This is a genomic window from Thalassobaculum litoreum DSM 18839 (assembly GCF_900102465.1).
Lineage (GTDB): Bacteria > Pseudomonadota > Alphaproteobacteria > Thalassobaculales > Thalassobaculaceae > Thalassobaculum > Thalassobaculum litoreum.
Genome location: NZ_FNBW01000001.1, coordinates 200,623 through 215,134, shown reverse-complemented (window position 1 = coordinate 215,134; position 14,512 = coordinate 200,623). Strand labels below are relative to the sequence as shown.

The following is a 14,512-nucleotide window of genomic DNA, read 5'->3' as shown; positions in this document are numbered from 1 at the left end:
TGGGATCGGCGCCGGGATGATGCACCAGAAAGCGAAAAAGCGCTGCCCGAAGACAGCGCTTTTCCAAAATCTTCGTTTGTCCGGGGCCACCGCCCCGGCTCCGGACCGCCTTAGCGCTTGGAGAACTGGAAGCTGCGGCGGGCCTTGGCCTTGCCGTACTTCTTACGCTCGACCATGCGCGGGTCGCGGGTCAGGAAGCCGCCCTTCTTCAGGGTCGGGCGCAGGCCCGGCTCGAACAGGGTCAGGGCCTGGGAAATGCCGTGGCGCACCGCACCGGCCTGACCGGACAGGCCGCCGCCGGTGACCGTGCAGAACACGTCGAACTGCGCAGTCCGCTCGGCCGCCTCGAACGGCTGATCGATGATCATCTGCAGCACCGGACGGGCGAAATACTCGGCCGACGGCTTGCCGTTGACGGTGATGACGCCCTGGCCGCGCTTGATCCAGACACGGGCGATGGCGTTCTTACGACGGCCGGTCGCGTAGGAGCGGCCGAACTTGTCGACCACCGGCTCCGCCGGCGCGACCGTGGTCTCGGCCTGCAGCTCGGCGAGCTTGTCGAGGCCCTGGGCCTCATCCGTCGACGTGGTCTCGGTTTCCATCGACATCGCTTACCTCGCGTTCTTCGGGTTCATGGCCGCAACGTCCAGCACCTGGGGCTGCTGCGCCTCATGCGGATGCTCCGCACCGGCATAGACCCGCAGGTTGGACATCTGCTGACGGCCGAGCGGGCCGCGGGCGATCATCCGCTGCACCGCCTTGGTGATCACGCGCTCGGGATGCGCGCCGCCCAGCACCTGGTCGACCCGGCGGGATTTGATGCCGCCCGGATGGCCGGTGTGCCAGTAGTACTGCTTCTGGATCATCTTGTTGCCGGTCAGCTTGACCTTCTCGGCATTGACGACGATGACGTTGTCACCGCAGTCCATATGCGGGGTGAAGGTCGGCTTGTGCTTGCCGCGCAGGTAGTTCGCGATGACCGAAGCGAGCCGGCCGAGGACGAGCCCTTCGGCGTCGACCACAACCCACTTCTTCTCGATCTCGCTCGGCTTTGCCGAATAGGTCCGCATGACGGTCCCCTCGCTCGATCGGCCCTGCACCGCAGTGCACAGCCAGGTTCCTGGAAATCTGGAGTCGGCACGGAAAACAACCCGCCTCCGACGGAGCGCGCCTTATGCCGCGCGAGCGGTCGGGAATCAAGCGGAAAAACGCCGTTTTTTCAGGGGCGTTGCGATTGCGGTATTATATTACCTCAGCAATAAACCTCAGAGATACCGAAAACTCCGCGCCGGCCGGCAGAATGGCATGGCCGGTATCCGCAACGCCTTGGGTTTCCGTCAGATTGGCCGCGTCGATGGCGTGGGTGACCGGCTCCACGCAGAAATACTTCCCATGGGTCGGGGTGTAGACGATCACATGGTCCAGCGGCCCCTCGCCGGTCATGGTCAGCGCCACGCCACGCTCCGGCCAGGCGATCCGGGCGGTCTTCTCCCAGCCGCCGAAGCCCTGGTCGAGGCCCATCGGCACCGGTCCCTCCTCCCGCCGGTCGAGCTCGGGCGGCACCGGCTGGCCGCCGGCGACCGGGAACTTCTCGGCCTCGGTCGGCGGCCAGGACGTGGCGACCGGCAGGGTTAGCCGGGTACCCGCGGTCTGCGGAAAATAGGGATGGAAGCCCAGGCCGACCGGCATCGCCCCCTCGCCGCCGTTGAGCACGGACAGGGTGACGGTCATGCCGTCCTCGTCGAGTACGATCACCTGGGCGGCGCGGTAGGGCCAGGGCCAGCCGCCGACCCCCGCCTCGTGGGCGTAGTGCACGCGCAGGGTGGTGCCGTCGCTCTCCGCTTCCCAGATCCGGCGCAGGCCGTGGCCGTGGATCGCGTGGCCGGCCGGCAACTCGGTCGGCGCCAGGTCGACCGTCTCGCCCTCCACATGGAGCCGGGCGTCTCGGATCCGGTTCGACCAGGGCACCAGCGGAAAGCAGCCGCAGGCGGCGGGCGACGCCAGATCGCGCGACCCGTCGGCCGGAATCGGCGAGAAGATGTCGGTGTCGCCGTGGCGGAAAGCGGTGATGCGCCCGCCGAAGGCCGGCTCGACCACGGCACTGACCGCGCCCCTCGCAAGGGTGATCGGATGGCTCATTGCAGCACTCTCCTTAACCGTTGGGCCGGTCTTCCTTCGGCGGGATCGAATAGGTGCCGGTCACGTGGCAGACCGGATCGTCGTCCCTACCGTCTATATGGAGAAGCACCTCGCCATATGCGAGGCGCTGGCCGCATTTGATCAGCTTGCCGACCGCCATCAGGTCGCCCGGCTTGGGACGGCGCAGGAAGTTCGCGGTCAGGCTGGTGGTCACCGCCAGCTTCACCATGCCGATGCGCGACAGCACCACGGCGTAGAGCACCGCGTCGGCCAGCCCCATCATCGCCGGCCCGTTGATCGTTCCGCCGGGCCGCAGCAGCAGGTCCGAATACGGCAGCCGGGCGACCACGTAGCCGTCGGTCATCTCCTCGAACCGGGCCCCCAGATTCCCCATGAAGGACAGGTCCTCCTGCAGAATCTGGTTCATTTCGGCGACAGACACTTTTGCCGTCATGGCACTTCCTCCCCCTGGCGCGACCCGCTACCGTCCCCCGGCCTGCCCGACAGGACAACCAGAGGGGACCCCATGAGCCAACTGTTTTCGCCGATCTCGATGCGCGACGTCACTCTGCCGAACCGTATCGTGGTGGCACCGATGTGCCAGTACGTTTCCGAAGATGGCAGCGCCAACGACTGGCACCTCATGCATCTCGGCCAGTTCGCCATGGGCGCGGGCGGCCTCGTCTTCACCGAGGCGACCCATGTGTCGCCGGAAGGGCGCATCACCCCGGGCTGTCTCGGCCTGTGGTCGGACGAGAACGAGCAGACTCTGAAGCGGGTCGTCGACTTCTGCTATCAGTACGGCACCTCGGTGATGGGTATCCAGATCGCCCATGCCGGACGCAAAGCCTCCAACCGCATCCCGCTGAACGGCGGCGGCCCGCTGCAGCCGGACGAGAATCCGTGGCAGACCCTGGGCCCGTCCGATCGCGGCTACGGCGACTGGCCGGCGCCGAAGGCGCTCGACGCCGACGGGCTGGAGAGGGTCAAGCAGCAGTTCGTGGAGAGCACCAAGCGGGCCGACCGGGTCGGCTTCGAGGTCGCCGAGGTCCACGGCGCCCACGGCTACCTGCTGCACCAGTTCCTGTCGCCTCTGTCCAACACCCGCAACGACGGCTACGGCGGCTCGATCGAGGGTCGGATGCGCTTCCCGCTGGAGGTGTTCAAGGCCTGCCGCGCGGTCTGGCCGGAGGGCAAGGCCATGGGCATGCGCCTGTCGGCGACCGACTGGGTCGAGGGCGGTCTGACCGTCGAGGAAACCGTGGAAGTCTGCAAGGCGCTGAAGGATGCCGGCTGCGACTTCGTCGATGTCAGCTCCGGCGGCAACGATCCGGGACAGAAGATCAGTGTCGGCCCGGGCTATCAGGTGCCCTTCGCGGAGAAGGTGAAGGAAGAGGTCGGCATCGCGGTGATGGCGGTCGGCATGATCACCGACGCGACCCAGGCCGAGGAGATCGTCGCCACCGGCAAGGCCGACATGGTCGCCGTCGCCCGCGGGGCGATGGACGATCCGCGCTGGGCCTGGCACGCCGCCCAGGCGCTGGACGTCAAGATCGAGTATCCGCCGCAGTACGTGCGCTGCCGCCCCGACATCTGGCGCGCCGGCCACGGCTCGTTCGTGCCGAAGAAGTAGGATCAGAAAGGGCCCGGCCGATCTTCTCTCGGCCGGGTCCGCCGCTCAACCGCCGACGCCCAGCAGTTTTGGCAGGTCGGCCATGTTCTCGAATGTCACCTGGGCCCCGGCTTCCTTCAGCCGGTCGACGCCGGAATCCTTTCCATAGCCGAAGACCCGCATCCCGGCCGCCACCCCGGCGCGCACGCCGGGTGGGCTGTCCTCCACCACCGCCACGTCGCCCGGCGGCACGTCGAAATTGGCGGCGGCATGCAGGAACAGGTCCGGCGCCGGCTTCGGTTCCGGCACCATGTCGGCCGAGAAGATCCGGTGCTCCAGCCGCTCGTGCAGGCCGGTGACCGCCAGGGACACGTCCATCTTGTACAGCGGCCCGTTGGATCCGACGCAGTACTGGATGCCCGCCAGGTCGAGGGCGTCGAGCGCGTCGACGATGCCCGGGATCGGCTGCAGCTCGGCGCGGAAGGCGGCGAACTGCTTCTCGTAGATCGCCTCGACCCAGCCGTCACCCAGCTCGATGCCGAGATCCTCCTCAACCTTGATCTTGATGCGGGTGAGTTTGCCGCCGAGATACTGGTGCAGGGCCGCCTCCCCGCTCATCTCCAGCCCCGCCTTGGTCAGGGCGGCGGCGATGATGCGGGTGGCGATCGGCTCGCTGTCCACCAGGACGCCGTCGCAGTCGAAAATTACCAGCGCCGGCTTCCAGGCCACGGCGGTCTCCCCTCTCATACCGTCTTCGCGAAATCCAGCAACGCCTCGGTGAAGGCGCCCGGCCGCTCGATCGGAATCAGATGGCCCGCATCCGGGAACACGACCCGCGAGGTGGTCGGGATCCGCGCCGCGAGCTCTTCCACGTCATCCGCAACGTAGAATACCCGATCGTGCAAGCCGACCATGATCTGCGCCGGAATGTCGAGCGTCTCCCACGGGAAGTTCCAGTCGGTCGCCACCGACTCGACCATCAGCCGGTAACCGCCATCCGCCGGATCGATCGGCGTGTAGGGCGCCCCGGTCTGCACGTCGGCGCGCATCTTGGCGAGCTGGTCCGGGTTCACCAGCATCGGCAGGTTCAGCTCCATGATCAGCCGGAAGCCGCCGGCCGCGACCCCGTGGGCCATGGCGGTGTTGATCCACTCCAGCCGCTCGGTCGGCTTGCGCAGGGTGTTGATCAGCACGATTCCGTCGGCCCGGAGGCCCCTGGCATAGGCCTGGGCGGCGAACAGCCCGCCGATGGACAGGCCCACCAGCACCGGACGCGCCGGCCGCACCTCGGCGCAGAGCCGGTCGAGGTCGTCGACGATCTGGGTCGGGGTCGGTTTCGTCGTGGGCGCCGTGCGGCTCTCCGCCTGGCCGCGGAAATTGTAGACCAGCGTACCGTGGCCGGCCTCACGCAGGGCCGGCGCGATCGAGGCCTCCCACATGGTGTAGCTGCCGGTCAGGGCGTTGACGAAGACGAAGGTCTTGCCGGCGGGATCGCTCGGTGCGGTGTGCTCGAAATACAGGCTCTCGCCGTCGGCGATCTCAAGATGCGGCATGGTCGTCCTCCCGGAAGATTTATTCTTATGAATCACGCTCTGCTTCAGCGGTAGCGCGCGGCGCAAAACGCCGTCAACGCGAGATTAGCATCTGGCGCCGTCGGTCCGCGCCCCTTAAGCCCGTCTTCATGGAGATCCTTCTCGAGATCATCGTGCCGGTGTTCGGTATCGTGGCGCTGGGCTACGGGGCCGCACGCACCGGCCTGTTCCCGCACGACGCCACCAAAGGACTGTCGCGCTTCGTGTTCGACTACGCGATACCGGCGATGCTGTTCCGCACCATGGCGACGACGGAGCTGCCGGCGACGATCCAGTGGGGGTTTCTCATCTCCTATTTCGGCGGCGGCTATATCGCCTGGATCGTCGGATCGCTGCTGAACCGGTATGCCTTCAAGGGCTCCGGCGCGGCGCCGGCCATCGCCGGGATGACCGGCGCCTTCTCCAACACGGTCATGCTCGGCGTGCCGCTGGTGCTGACCACCTTCGGCGACGTGGCGACCCTGCCGCTGTTCCTGATCATCGCCTTCCATTCCTGGCAGCTTCTCTCGGTCGTCACCATCCAGGCCGAGATCGGCATCGGCGCCCGCCAGGAAATGCGGCGGCTGCCGGTCAACGTGGCCAAGGGGCTGATCACCAACCCGATCATCATCGCCCTGCTGCTCGGGGTGCTGGTCAACCTGCTGGGCTTCAAGCTGCCCGGCTTCGTCGACACCCTGACCAGCACGCTCGGCCGCGCCGCCCTGCCCTGTGCCGTCTTCGCCATGGGCGCCTCCATCGCCGCCTACCGGATCGCCGGGGCGGTTCAGCAGGCGGCGGTCGGCACCGTGCTGAAACTGGCGCTGCACCCGCTGCTGGTCTGGGCGCTGGCGACCCACGTGTTCCGAGTGGAGACCCTGTGGCGCGACGTGGCGGTGCTGCTGGCCTCGCTGCCGGTCGGGATCAACGTCTATCTGATGGCCCAGCGCTACCAGTCGGCCGTCGCCCAGTCGACCACGGCGATCCTGATCTCCACCGGCCTGTCGGTCCTCTCGGTCGCCGGCGTGCTGCTGCTGCTGGACGTGCGCTAGAAGCAGGCGGCACCGCTTCTGACCATCACCCAAGCTAGCCTGGTACAACCGGATCGGGTCCCTTCGGTTGCTGATCAACGGCTTGAGCGGGTGGCCTTGACCGACCGATACCGTCGCCGACCTTGCCGAGAATGTATCCAGACAATCCACCAAGAAGAGCCGCAAGCTCTTTGTCCCCCAATACTCCTAGTATCCCAAATAAAATAATCGCAATAACAAGAGAAAATAGCGTAATGAATTGAATACCAGATTGATTAGAAAATATCGATTTTCTCACATATTCATCTTTATAAGATACAACAAAAAACCCAACAATGACTGAAAGCACCAATCCAGCAAATGTCGCGGACATTATCATTTTAAATTCGTTTTTCTCTGACTCTGGCAGAAGTATAAGCGCCGCATGATCGTCAATTTGCTCAAGATAATCGTCGGTCACAATGGAATTATCGCTTAGCGTTAAATGATATTGATTCAATAAATTGAAATCATCCCTAATATCATTTATTTCTGCAAAAATAATTTTTTGCTCTTTTTCTAATCTTTCTTTTTCATCTGCTCTATCTTTTAAGCTTACCTCTACATATTCTATTTCTGCTTTAATATCCTGGATATCATAATTTATATACTCTAACTCATCCCTAAGTTCTTGTAATTTTAAGTTATTTTCTTTTGTTTCTTCTGGTGATAGATTATATGCGCTCAATAGCTTTTCTATTCTTATAATATCCTGCTCAACTCTGCTTCGTTGACTCTCTGATTTACGTCCATCCGAAATCAGCCTCTGTCGACGATCAAGATCTTTTCTACCTTGTAAATCACCTATACGACTCTTTAATAATTCAATTCTATTCAAACTCTTGTCAAGATCACTTTCTCTCTTCTCCGATAAATCCTTTATTTCACGAAGCGTAATCTCCTGATTTTTACGTAACGTGAAATACGTATCACGCTCCCTCCGAATCCAGCGAAATATCGCGTTTACATCCCCTTTAAAAACTTCAATCTTTTGATCTACGTTATCTGTAGGCGGTTTCTTCGAAACAATTCTTTCAAAACGAATTTTCCAGCTCTCGCGTGACTGATTCACGATTAATGCAGGTGCCGAAGTATTTGCCGGTAGCGCGGCAGCGGGTTCGGGCGCCACCGCAGTTTCCATAGAAAGCGAAGCGGGCGACGGCGGATCTCCTTGTGCTAGCACTGCGTTATTCCGGCAATCTGCAAGGAAAATCCCTGACGCTATGAAGCCTATCCACAACAGCCTCAAAATCCGCAACATAACCGCCCCCGGTCTTTAGTTGGTTTTGTTATTTGTCCGCGAAATTTATGGAAAAGTCCGTGACTAATCTCACGGTTGTTTCTTGCGCGACCTGGACCCACTAGGCTGCCCAACAGATCTTGAAATCCTTCTGCGAGAGCGCATTGTGACCACCAATCAAGAAACCGAGGGAGACAGCCATGGCCCTGCCCCAGGCTGAGACGCCGGATACCGACGCCCTGCCCATCCTGGTCCGCGAGGACATCGACGGTGTCGCCACCCTGACCCTGAACCGGCCGAAGCAGCGCAACGCCCTGTCGCGGGCGCTGATGGCCGAGCTGCAGCGCGAGCTGGCGGCGATCGCGGCAGACCGCACGGTCAAGGTGGTGGTGTTGGCCGCCGCCGGCCCGGCCTTCTGCGCCGGCCACGACCTGAAGGAAGTGCGCGAGAACGAGGGCGAACCGTTCTTCAAAGCGCTGTTCGATCAGTGCTCCGACCTGATGATGGCAATCAACCGCCTGCCGCAGATCGTCATCGCCAAGGTGCACGCCATGGCGACGGCGGCCGGTTGCCAGCTCGTCGCCGCCTGCGACCTGGCCGTCGCCGCCGACACCGCGAAGTTCGCCACGCCGGGCGTCAATATCGGCCTGTTCTGCTCGACCCCGATGGTCGCGATCAGCCGCAATGTCGGCCGCAAGAAGATGATGGAGATGCTGGTCACCGGCGAACCGCTGGACGCCGCCACCGCCGAGGCCGCCGGTCTGCTGAACAAGGTGGTCCCGGCCGAGGATCTTGATTCCGCGGTGGATGCGCTCGCCGCCAAGATCACATCCAAGTCGCCGCTGACCCTGACCATCGGCAAGGAGGCGTTCTATCGTCAGCTTGAGCTGCCGATGGACGAGGCCTACGCCTATGCCAGCGCGGTGATGACCCGCAACATGCTGGCCCACGACGCCCGGGAAGGCATCGACGCCTTCATCGAAAAGCGTGCCCCCGTCTGGAAGGGAGAATAAACCCATGGCCGAAATCGACCCGAAGCGCGCGACCGATGCCAATGGCGGGCTCGTCTACGACGACGACGTGATCCGCGACATCCTGCGCGACGTGAAGACCATCGCCATGGTCGGCGCGTCGGACAACTGGAACCGCCCCTCCTACTTCGCCATGAAGTACCTGCAGCAGAAGGGCTACAAGGTCTATCCGGTGAACCCGAAGGTCGCGGGTGCGGGCGGCGAGATCCTCGGCGAGAAGGCCTATGCCGACCTCTCCGAGCTGCCGGAGACCGTCGACATGGTCGACGTGTTCCGCAACTCCGCCGCAGCCGGTCCGATCTCCGATGCCGCCATCGAGCACGGGGCGAAGGTCGTGTGGATGCAGCTCGGCGTGCGCAACGACGAGGCCGCCGACCGGGCCGAGGCCGCCGGCCTCACCGTCATCATGGACCGCTGCCCGAAGATCGAGTTCTCCCGCCTGTTCGGCGAGCTCGGCTGGCACGGGTTCAACAGCCGGGTCGTCTCCTCCAAGCGCCGCATGCCCGGCCGCTCGGACAAGGTGTCGAAGCAGAGCGACGTGGGCGACGGCTTCATCCCCAAGGGCTTCGAGACCATGGCGGTGCATTCCGGCGCCTCGCCGGACCCGGCGACGGGCGCCCGTGGCACGCCGATCTACCAGACCACCGCCTATGTCTTCGACGACGCCGACCACGCCGCGTCGCTGTTCAACCTGCAGACCTTCGGCAACATCTATTCGCGCCTGTCCAATCCGACCGTCGCGGTGCTGGAGGAGCGGATCGCCGCCTTGGAAGGCGGGCGCGGCACCACCTGCACGTCTTCCGGCCACGCGGCCCAGATGCTGGCGCTGTTCGCGCTGATGAGCCCGGGCGACCGGTTCGTCGCCTCGCGCCGGCTCTATGGCGGCTCGATCACCCAGTTCGGCCGGACCTTCCAGAAGTTCGACTGGCATTGCGACTTCGTCGATGCCGAGGATCTGGACGCGGTCCGCGCCGCCGCCATGCAGGACAAGTGCAAGGCGATCTTCGCCGAGTCCCTCGCCAATCCGGGCGGCGTGATCACCGACATCGCCGCCCTGTCCCGCATCGCCAAGGACGCCGGGGTGCCGCTCATCATCGACAACACGATGGCCACCCCCTACCTGTGCCGGCCGTTCGAGCATGGGGCCGACCTGATCGTACACTCGACCACCAAATTCCTGTCGGGCCACGGCAACGCCATGGGCGGGGCGGTGGTCGACAGCGGCACCTTCGACTGGTCGCAGAACGACAAGTTCCCGTCCCTGTCCCAGCCGGAGCCGGCCTATCACGGCCTGACCTTCTACGAGACCTTCGGCGACCTCGCCTTCACCACCTACGGCCACGCGGTCGGCCTGCGGGATCTGGGGCCGACCATGGCGCCGATGAACGCCTATCTGACCATCACCGGCATCGAGACCCTGGCCCTGCGCATGGAGCGCCATGTCGCCAACGCCCAGACGGTGGCGGAATGGCTGGAGGCGCACGACAAGGTCGCCTGGGTCAGCTACGCGGGCTTGGAAGGCAACAAGTACAAGCAGTTGGCCGAACGCTACCTGCCCAAGGGGGCCGGCTCGGTGTTCACCTTCGGGGTCAAAGGCGGCTACGAGGCCGGCATGGCCGTGGTGGAGCGCTGCCGCCTGCTGTCGCACCTGGCCAATATCGGCGACACCCGCTCGCTGATCCTGCACCCGGCCAGCACCACCCACCGCCAGCTCACCGAGGAGCAGCGGACGGCGGCGGGGGCCGGCGACGACGTGATCCGGCTCTCCATCGGCCTGGAGACGGCCGAGGACATCATCGCCGACCTGGAGCGGGCGCTGGGCTGAACGACACGCCCCTATCCATCGCCGGGCGGTTCGCACGCACCGCCCCGTTGACCCCTCGCATCCCAACGCATAGAACATAACAAGAACAATTGTAGATGCGCGCCATGACGGACCTGTCCGCCTACAAGGCGAAGTCCGGCCGCTTCGTGCCGGTCTGGACGCTGGAAATCCAGACGCTGGCCGAGGATACCGACCGGATCCTCGACGCGGTCATGAAAGTGCACCCGCTCAGTTTCGGGCGGTATCAGCGCAATGCCAGCATCTCCGCGGTCGGCAAGGAGACCGCCCAGCCGGAGCCCGGCTCGACCACGACGACCCATGTGGAAGGCTTCGAGGCGGGCACCACCGAAACCTACCCGATGGTCGAGTTGAAGATCTCCATCGAGCGGGATCCGGCGGCCCTGGAGCAGGTGATGGACGCGATCATCTACGCCCATCACTACGAGGAGCCGGTGATCTTCCTGCGCGAAGACTGGGCCAGCCGGGCCGCCTACGACCCGACCAGCGACAACTCGAACCGCTGGTGGAACAACGGCCGAGGCCTGCCGGACCGGATCGACTGACCCGGCCCGCCCTTCCTCTACCGGCCCGGCTGACGGTTACTCGTAGCCCTTCGGCGCGACGAACCCGCCGATCTCGCGTTCCATCATCTTGGCGAAGGCGATGGCCCGCTTGTCGTGGCCGTGCGGGGCGACGATCTGCAGCCCGACCGGCAGCCCGTCGCTGGCCAGACCCACCGGCGCCACCGTGCTCGGCAGGTTGAACGCGCCGGTGTAGCCCGCCCAGAAGAGCTGGTCGGTCACCGGCACCAGCTTGTTGTTCACCACGATCTTGCGGTGGATGCGCTCGCCCTCCTGGTCGTGCGGGAAGGCCGTGGTCGAGGCGATCGGGCAGAGCAGCAGGTCGACCTCCTCGAACAGCGCCTGCCAGGTCTCGCGCATCTGGTTGCGGCGGTTGTTCAGCTTGATCCAGTCGCGGTGCAGCATGGTGTTGCCGCGCGCCATCTCGGCGATGTAGCTGTCGTCATCGTCGCCCAGCTCGGCCAGCAGCGCGTGCTGCTTGGCCATCTCCTCGTCGTTCACCCGGCCGGAGGTGGCGGCCCGCAGCAGGCGGATATAGAGGCTGTGCGCCTCCTTGGTGTCGAAGGCCGGCTTGGCGCCCGACACGATCTTCATGCCCCTGGCAGCCAGCGCATCGATCGCCTTCTGCAGGGCGTCGGTGAGCACCGTGTCCTGGTCGAGGTTCTGGTCTTCCAGCACCACCGCGACCTTGAAGTCGCCCGGTTCGCGCTGGGTGGCTTCCGGCAGGGTCAGGGTCCAGCAGGCGGCGTCGAGCCCGTGCGGTCCGGCCATGATGTCGAGGGAGATCTCCAGATCCTCGGCCGAGCGGGCGAGCGGGCCGATCACCGAGATGTCGGACGGGGTGATGGTGCCCGGCATCGCGTGGCCGCGCGGCGGCAGGATGCCCCAGGTCGGCTTGTGGCCGTACACGCCGCAGTAATGGGCCGGGTTGCGGATCGACGCGCCGATGTCGGATCCCGCCTCCAGCCCGGTCAGCCCGGCTGCCAGCGCCGCCGCCGATCCGCCGGAGGACCCGCCCGGCGTGCGGCTCAGATCCCAGGGATTGTTGGTGCTGCCATAGACCGGATTGAAGCTCTGCCAGTCGGCCAGCAAGACCGGCACGTTGGTCTTGCCGAACACCACCGCCCCAGCCGCCTTCATGCGGGCGACAGGCACGCTGTCCTCGTCGGGGACATTCTTCGCCAGATGCTCCAAACCCCAGGTCGTCGGCATGTGGACCGCGTCGTAGCTCTCCTTGAAGGTCATCGGCACGCCGTGCAGCGGGCCGGAGACCTCGCCCCGCGCCAGGGCGGCATCGGCGTCGTCCGCCGCCTTCCGCGCGCCCTCGTAATCGGTGGCGATGATCGCATTCAGCGGCGGATTGTACTTCTCCACCCGCGCCAGATAGTGCTCGAGCAACTCGCGCGACCCGATCTCCTTGGAGCGGATCTTGGCGGCGAGTTCATGCGCGGGCGCGAAAGCGATGTCGGTCATGGGACGGCTCCGGAAAGCGGACGGACGGGGTGTCGAGGCGGGTCCTGCAGGCAGGGCCGTTAGCGTGACCCAGTCCCGCACGGCGATCAACTCACCGATCCGGTCACGCCTCTGGCTTTCGAAAATGCGAAAATTATCATAGGGTGTGCGATATCGCACAAACTTCAGTTGACGCGCGACTCCTGCATACCGTCGTATGTCAATCCTTGGCGCAGAGTGACTTGGCACGGATACCTGGAATGGATGGCGACCAAAATTGGCCCGCTGAGCTAGATCTCACAGCTCCCGCGCACGTGGCCGCCTATGCCTACTGGCGCGCGCGCAAGCCGAGCGAGTCCCTGGTGCCGTCGCGCCACGACATCGACCCGCTGGAGATGCCGCGCACGCTGCTGCCCTGGATCAATCTGATCGAGGTCCACCGGAAGCATGGGAACCTGAGCTACCGCCATCGGCTGGTCGGGACCGGTATCGTCGACATGCGCAACCGCGACGGCACCGGGCGCTGGTTCGAGGACCTCTACGACCACGCCCGCCTGGCGCGGGTTCACCGGGTGCTCGATCCCGTCGTCCAGGACGGCCAGCCACGCGTCCTGCAGGACGATCTGGGCAATACCGGCCGCGCCTACCGCACCCTGCATTCCCTGGTGCTGCCGCTGGCCGCCGACGGGGTCACCATCGACATGCTGATGGCGGTCGCCCATTACGAGTAGGCGTCGTCACGCCGCCGCCGTGTCGCCAGTTCCGGCACCACCCAGAAGACCGTCATCGCCGCCAGCATGAAGCCGCTCGAGATCACGAAACCGACCGTATAGCCGCCGGTGAGGTCGTGCAGGAAACCGGCGAGCCAGGTGCCGATCGCCGCCCCCAGCCCCTGCCCCGTGGTGATCGTCCCGTAGATCGCGCCGATGCCCCGCCCGCTGAAGATCGTCGCGGCCAGGGTGGAGATGATCGGCCCGCGCGCGCCCATGGACCCGCCGAAGAACAGCACGAAGCCGACGACGAAGGCGAAGCCCGGATGCACCTGCACCAGGGCGAGCGACACGATCCCCACCAGGGTCGCGATATAGGTGACGCTGACGGTCACCCGGTTGCCGTAACGGTCGGCGGCGGCCCCGACCACGAGCATGCCGAAGATCGACAGCATGCCGGCGAAACCGAAGGCGCTGGCGGCCTGGATCGGCGCGAAGCCCTGCTCGACCAGATAGGCGACGGTCTGCAGGGCGACGCCGTATCCGGCCACGGCGGTGAAGAAGAAGGCGAAGAACAGCGCCCAGAACGGCCGGGTCCGGATCGCTCGGGCGATGCCTTGAGTCGGCAGCCCGGCGCTCGCCGCCGGTGCGCGCTCGACCACCCCCGCCGTGATCCGGCGCCAGGGCAGTAGCGCCACCGGCACGGCGAGCAGCAGGATCGTGCCGCCGATCAGCCCATACCCGCCGCGCCAGCCGACGCTGTCCACCATCACCTGGGCCAGCGGCGCCAGCACCAGGGTGCCGGTGCCGAGCCCGGCCGAGGCGATCGCCATGGCCGTGCCCATGCGGGCGTCGAACCAGCGGCTGATCAGGATCGAGCCCGGAATCATGCCCAGGGACGCGATCCCCAGCCCGCCCATGACCCCGACGGTCATCGTCAGGTGCCACAGGTTCTGCATCTGCCCGGCGAGCCAGAACCCGCCGCCCAGGGAGATCAGGCCGAAGACATAGAGCGCACGGCCGCCGAACCGGTCGAACGCCGCCCCGACGAAGGGCGAGGCCAGGCCATTGGCCAGCATGTAGACGGAATAGACCGAGGTGAGATCGGCACGGTGCCAACCGGTCTCCTCGCCGATCGGCAGCAGGAAGACCGCGTAGGTCTCTCCCGCCCCGCGGGCCAGAGCATTCAGCAGAAAGCAGAGGGCGAGCACGCTGAGAGCGGCCCAGCCAGTCTTGGAGCCGGTCTTGCGCATAGGCGAAGTCTAGAAGGGCCGTTCCGCCCTG

15 protein-coding genes are annotated in these 14,512 nt (G+C 65.0%); 6 read left to right on the top strand and 9 right to left on the bottom strand.

Annotated elements, in window-relative coordinates:
- Nucleotides 1–110: 110 nt before the first annotated feature.
- The 4 genes from rpsI to BLS34_RS00920 all read right to left on the bottom strand — a co-directional run bounded on the left by rpsI (nucleotide 111) and on the right by BLS34_RS00920 (nucleotide 2,593).
- Entirely contained in the window at nucleotides 111–608 is a 498-nt protein-coding gene (rpsI, locus tag BLS34_RS00935; RefSeq protein WP_038014234.1) for a 30S ribosomal protein S9, read from the bottom strand.
- Between the two features lie 3 nt (nucleotides 609–611).
- On the bottom strand, nucleotides 612–1,070 hold the full coding sequence (gene rplM, locus BLS34_RS00930; RefSeq protein WP_028794952.1) for a 50S ribosomal protein L13: 459 nt from the start codon (nucleotides 1,068–1,070) through the stop codon (nucleotides 612–614).
- A gap of 172 nt (nucleotides 1,071–1,242) precedes the next feature.
- Nucleotides 1,243–2,139, bottom strand: coding sequence for an aldose 1-epimerase (locus BLS34_RS00925; protein ID WP_093147514.1), 897 nt, complete (start codon nucleotides 2,137–2,139; stop codon nucleotides 1,243–1,245).
- A gap of 13 nt (nucleotides 2,140–2,152) precedes the next feature.
- Nucleotides 2,153–2,593, bottom strand: a complete 441-nt coding sequence (locus tag BLS34_RS00920; protein WP_028794953.1) for a PaaI family thioesterase — start codon at nucleotides 2,591–2,593, stop codon at nucleotides 2,153–2,155.
- A 72-nt stretch (nucleotides 2,594–2,665) separates the two neighbouring features.
- On the opposite strand from BLS34_RS00920, the gene BLS34_RS00915 reads away from it, so the two are divergent.
- Nucleotides 2,666–3,772 carry an NADH:flavin oxidoreductase/NADH oxidase gene (locus BLS34_RS00915; RefSeq protein WP_028794954.1) on the top strand — a complete coding sequence of 369 codons (1,107 nt, stop codon included), beginning with the start codon at nucleotides 2,666–2,668 and terminating at the stop codon, nucleotides 3,770–3,772.
- A 45-nt stretch (nucleotides 3,773–3,817) separates the two neighbouring features.
- On the opposite strand, the gene BLS34_RS00910 is transcribed toward BLS34_RS00915, so the two are convergent.
- Nucleotides 3,818–4,480, bottom strand: a complete 663-nt coding sequence (locus tag BLS34_RS00910) for an HAD family hydrolase (RefSeq protein ID WP_028794955.1) — start codon at nucleotides 4,478–4,480, stop codon at nucleotides 3,818–3,820.
- 14 nt (nucleotides 4,481–4,494) lie between these two features.
- Nucleotides 4,495–5,304 (bottom strand): alpha/beta fold hydrolase, encoded by an 810-nt coding sequence (locus BLS34_RS00905; protein WP_028794956.1) that lies wholly within the window; start codon nucleotides 5,302–5,304, stop codon nucleotides 4,495–4,497.
- 128 nt (nucleotides 5,305–5,432) lie between these two features.
- Here BLS34_RS00905 and BLS34_RS00900 point away from each other — a divergent pair, with 128 nt between their 5' ends.
- Complete coding sequence (locus BLS34_RS00900) at nucleotides 5,433–6,371, top strand: AEC family transporter (protein WP_093147513.1); 939 nt, start codon at nucleotides 5,433–5,435, stop codon at nucleotides 6,369–6,371.
- A 34-nt stretch (nucleotides 6,372–6,405) separates the two neighbouring features.
- Here the strand turns inward: BLS34_RS00900 and BLS34_RS25220 are convergent, their stop codons facing one another.
- Nucleotides 6,406–7,650, bottom strand: a complete 1,245-nt coding sequence (locus BLS34_RS25220) for a hypothetical protein (RefSeq protein ID WP_215906014.1) — start codon at nucleotides 7,648–7,650, stop codon at nucleotides 6,406–6,408.
- A 179-nt stretch (nucleotides 7,651–7,829) separates the two neighbouring features.
- Here BLS34_RS25220 and BLS34_RS00895 point away from each other — a divergent pair, with 179 nt between their 5' ends.
- The 3 genes from BLS34_RS00895 (at nucleotide 7,830) to BLS34_RS00885 (ending at nucleotide 11,048) form a co-directional block, all read left to right on the top strand.
- Complete coding sequence (locus tag BLS34_RS00895; protein ID WP_028794958.1) at nucleotides 7,830–8,642, top strand: enoyl-CoA hydratase; 813 nt, start codon at nucleotides 7,830–7,832, stop codon at nucleotides 8,640–8,642.
- Nucleotides 8,643–8,646: 4 nt separating this feature from the next.
- Nucleotides 8,647–10,485 (top strand): O-acetylhomoserine aminocarboxypropyltransferase, encoded by a 1,839-nt coding sequence (locus BLS34_RS00890; protein ID WP_093147511.1) that lies wholly within the window; start codon nucleotides 8,647–8,649, stop codon nucleotides 10,483–10,485.
- Between the two features lie 104 nt (nucleotides 10,486–10,589).
- On the top strand, nucleotides 10,590–11,048 hold the full coding sequence (locus BLS34_RS00885; RefSeq protein ID WP_093148101.1) for a hypothetical protein: 459 nt from the start codon (nucleotides 10,590–10,592) through the stop codon (nucleotides 11,046–11,048).
- Between the two features lie 36 nt (nucleotides 11,049–11,084).
- On the opposite strand, the gene BLS34_RS00880 is transcribed toward BLS34_RS00885, so the two are convergent.
- Nucleotides 11,085–12,539: an amidase gene (locus BLS34_RS00880; protein ID WP_093147509.1), complete on the bottom strand. Its 1,455-nt coding sequence runs from the start codon at nucleotides 12,537–12,539 to the stop codon at nucleotides 11,085–11,087.
- A 293-nt stretch (nucleotides 12,540–12,832) separates the two neighbouring features.
- On the opposite strand from BLS34_RS00880, the gene BLS34_RS00875 reads away from it, so the two are divergent.
- On the top strand, nucleotides 12,833–13,249 hold the full coding sequence (locus BLS34_RS00875) for a PAS domain-containing protein (protein WP_028793176.1): 417 nt from the start codon (nucleotides 12,833–12,835) through the stop codon (nucleotides 13,247–13,249).
- Here BLS34_RS00875 and BLS34_RS00870 read toward each other — a convergent pair.
- Complete coding sequence (locus BLS34_RS00870; protein ID WP_093147506.1) at nucleotides 13,240–14,481, bottom strand: MFS transporter; 1,242 nt, start codon at nucleotides 14,479–14,481, stop codon at nucleotides 13,240–13,242. The two genes, BLS34_RS00875 and BLS34_RS00870, sit on opposite strands and share 10 nt — an antisense overlap.
- Nucleotides 14,482–14,512 lie beyond the last annotated feature (31 nt).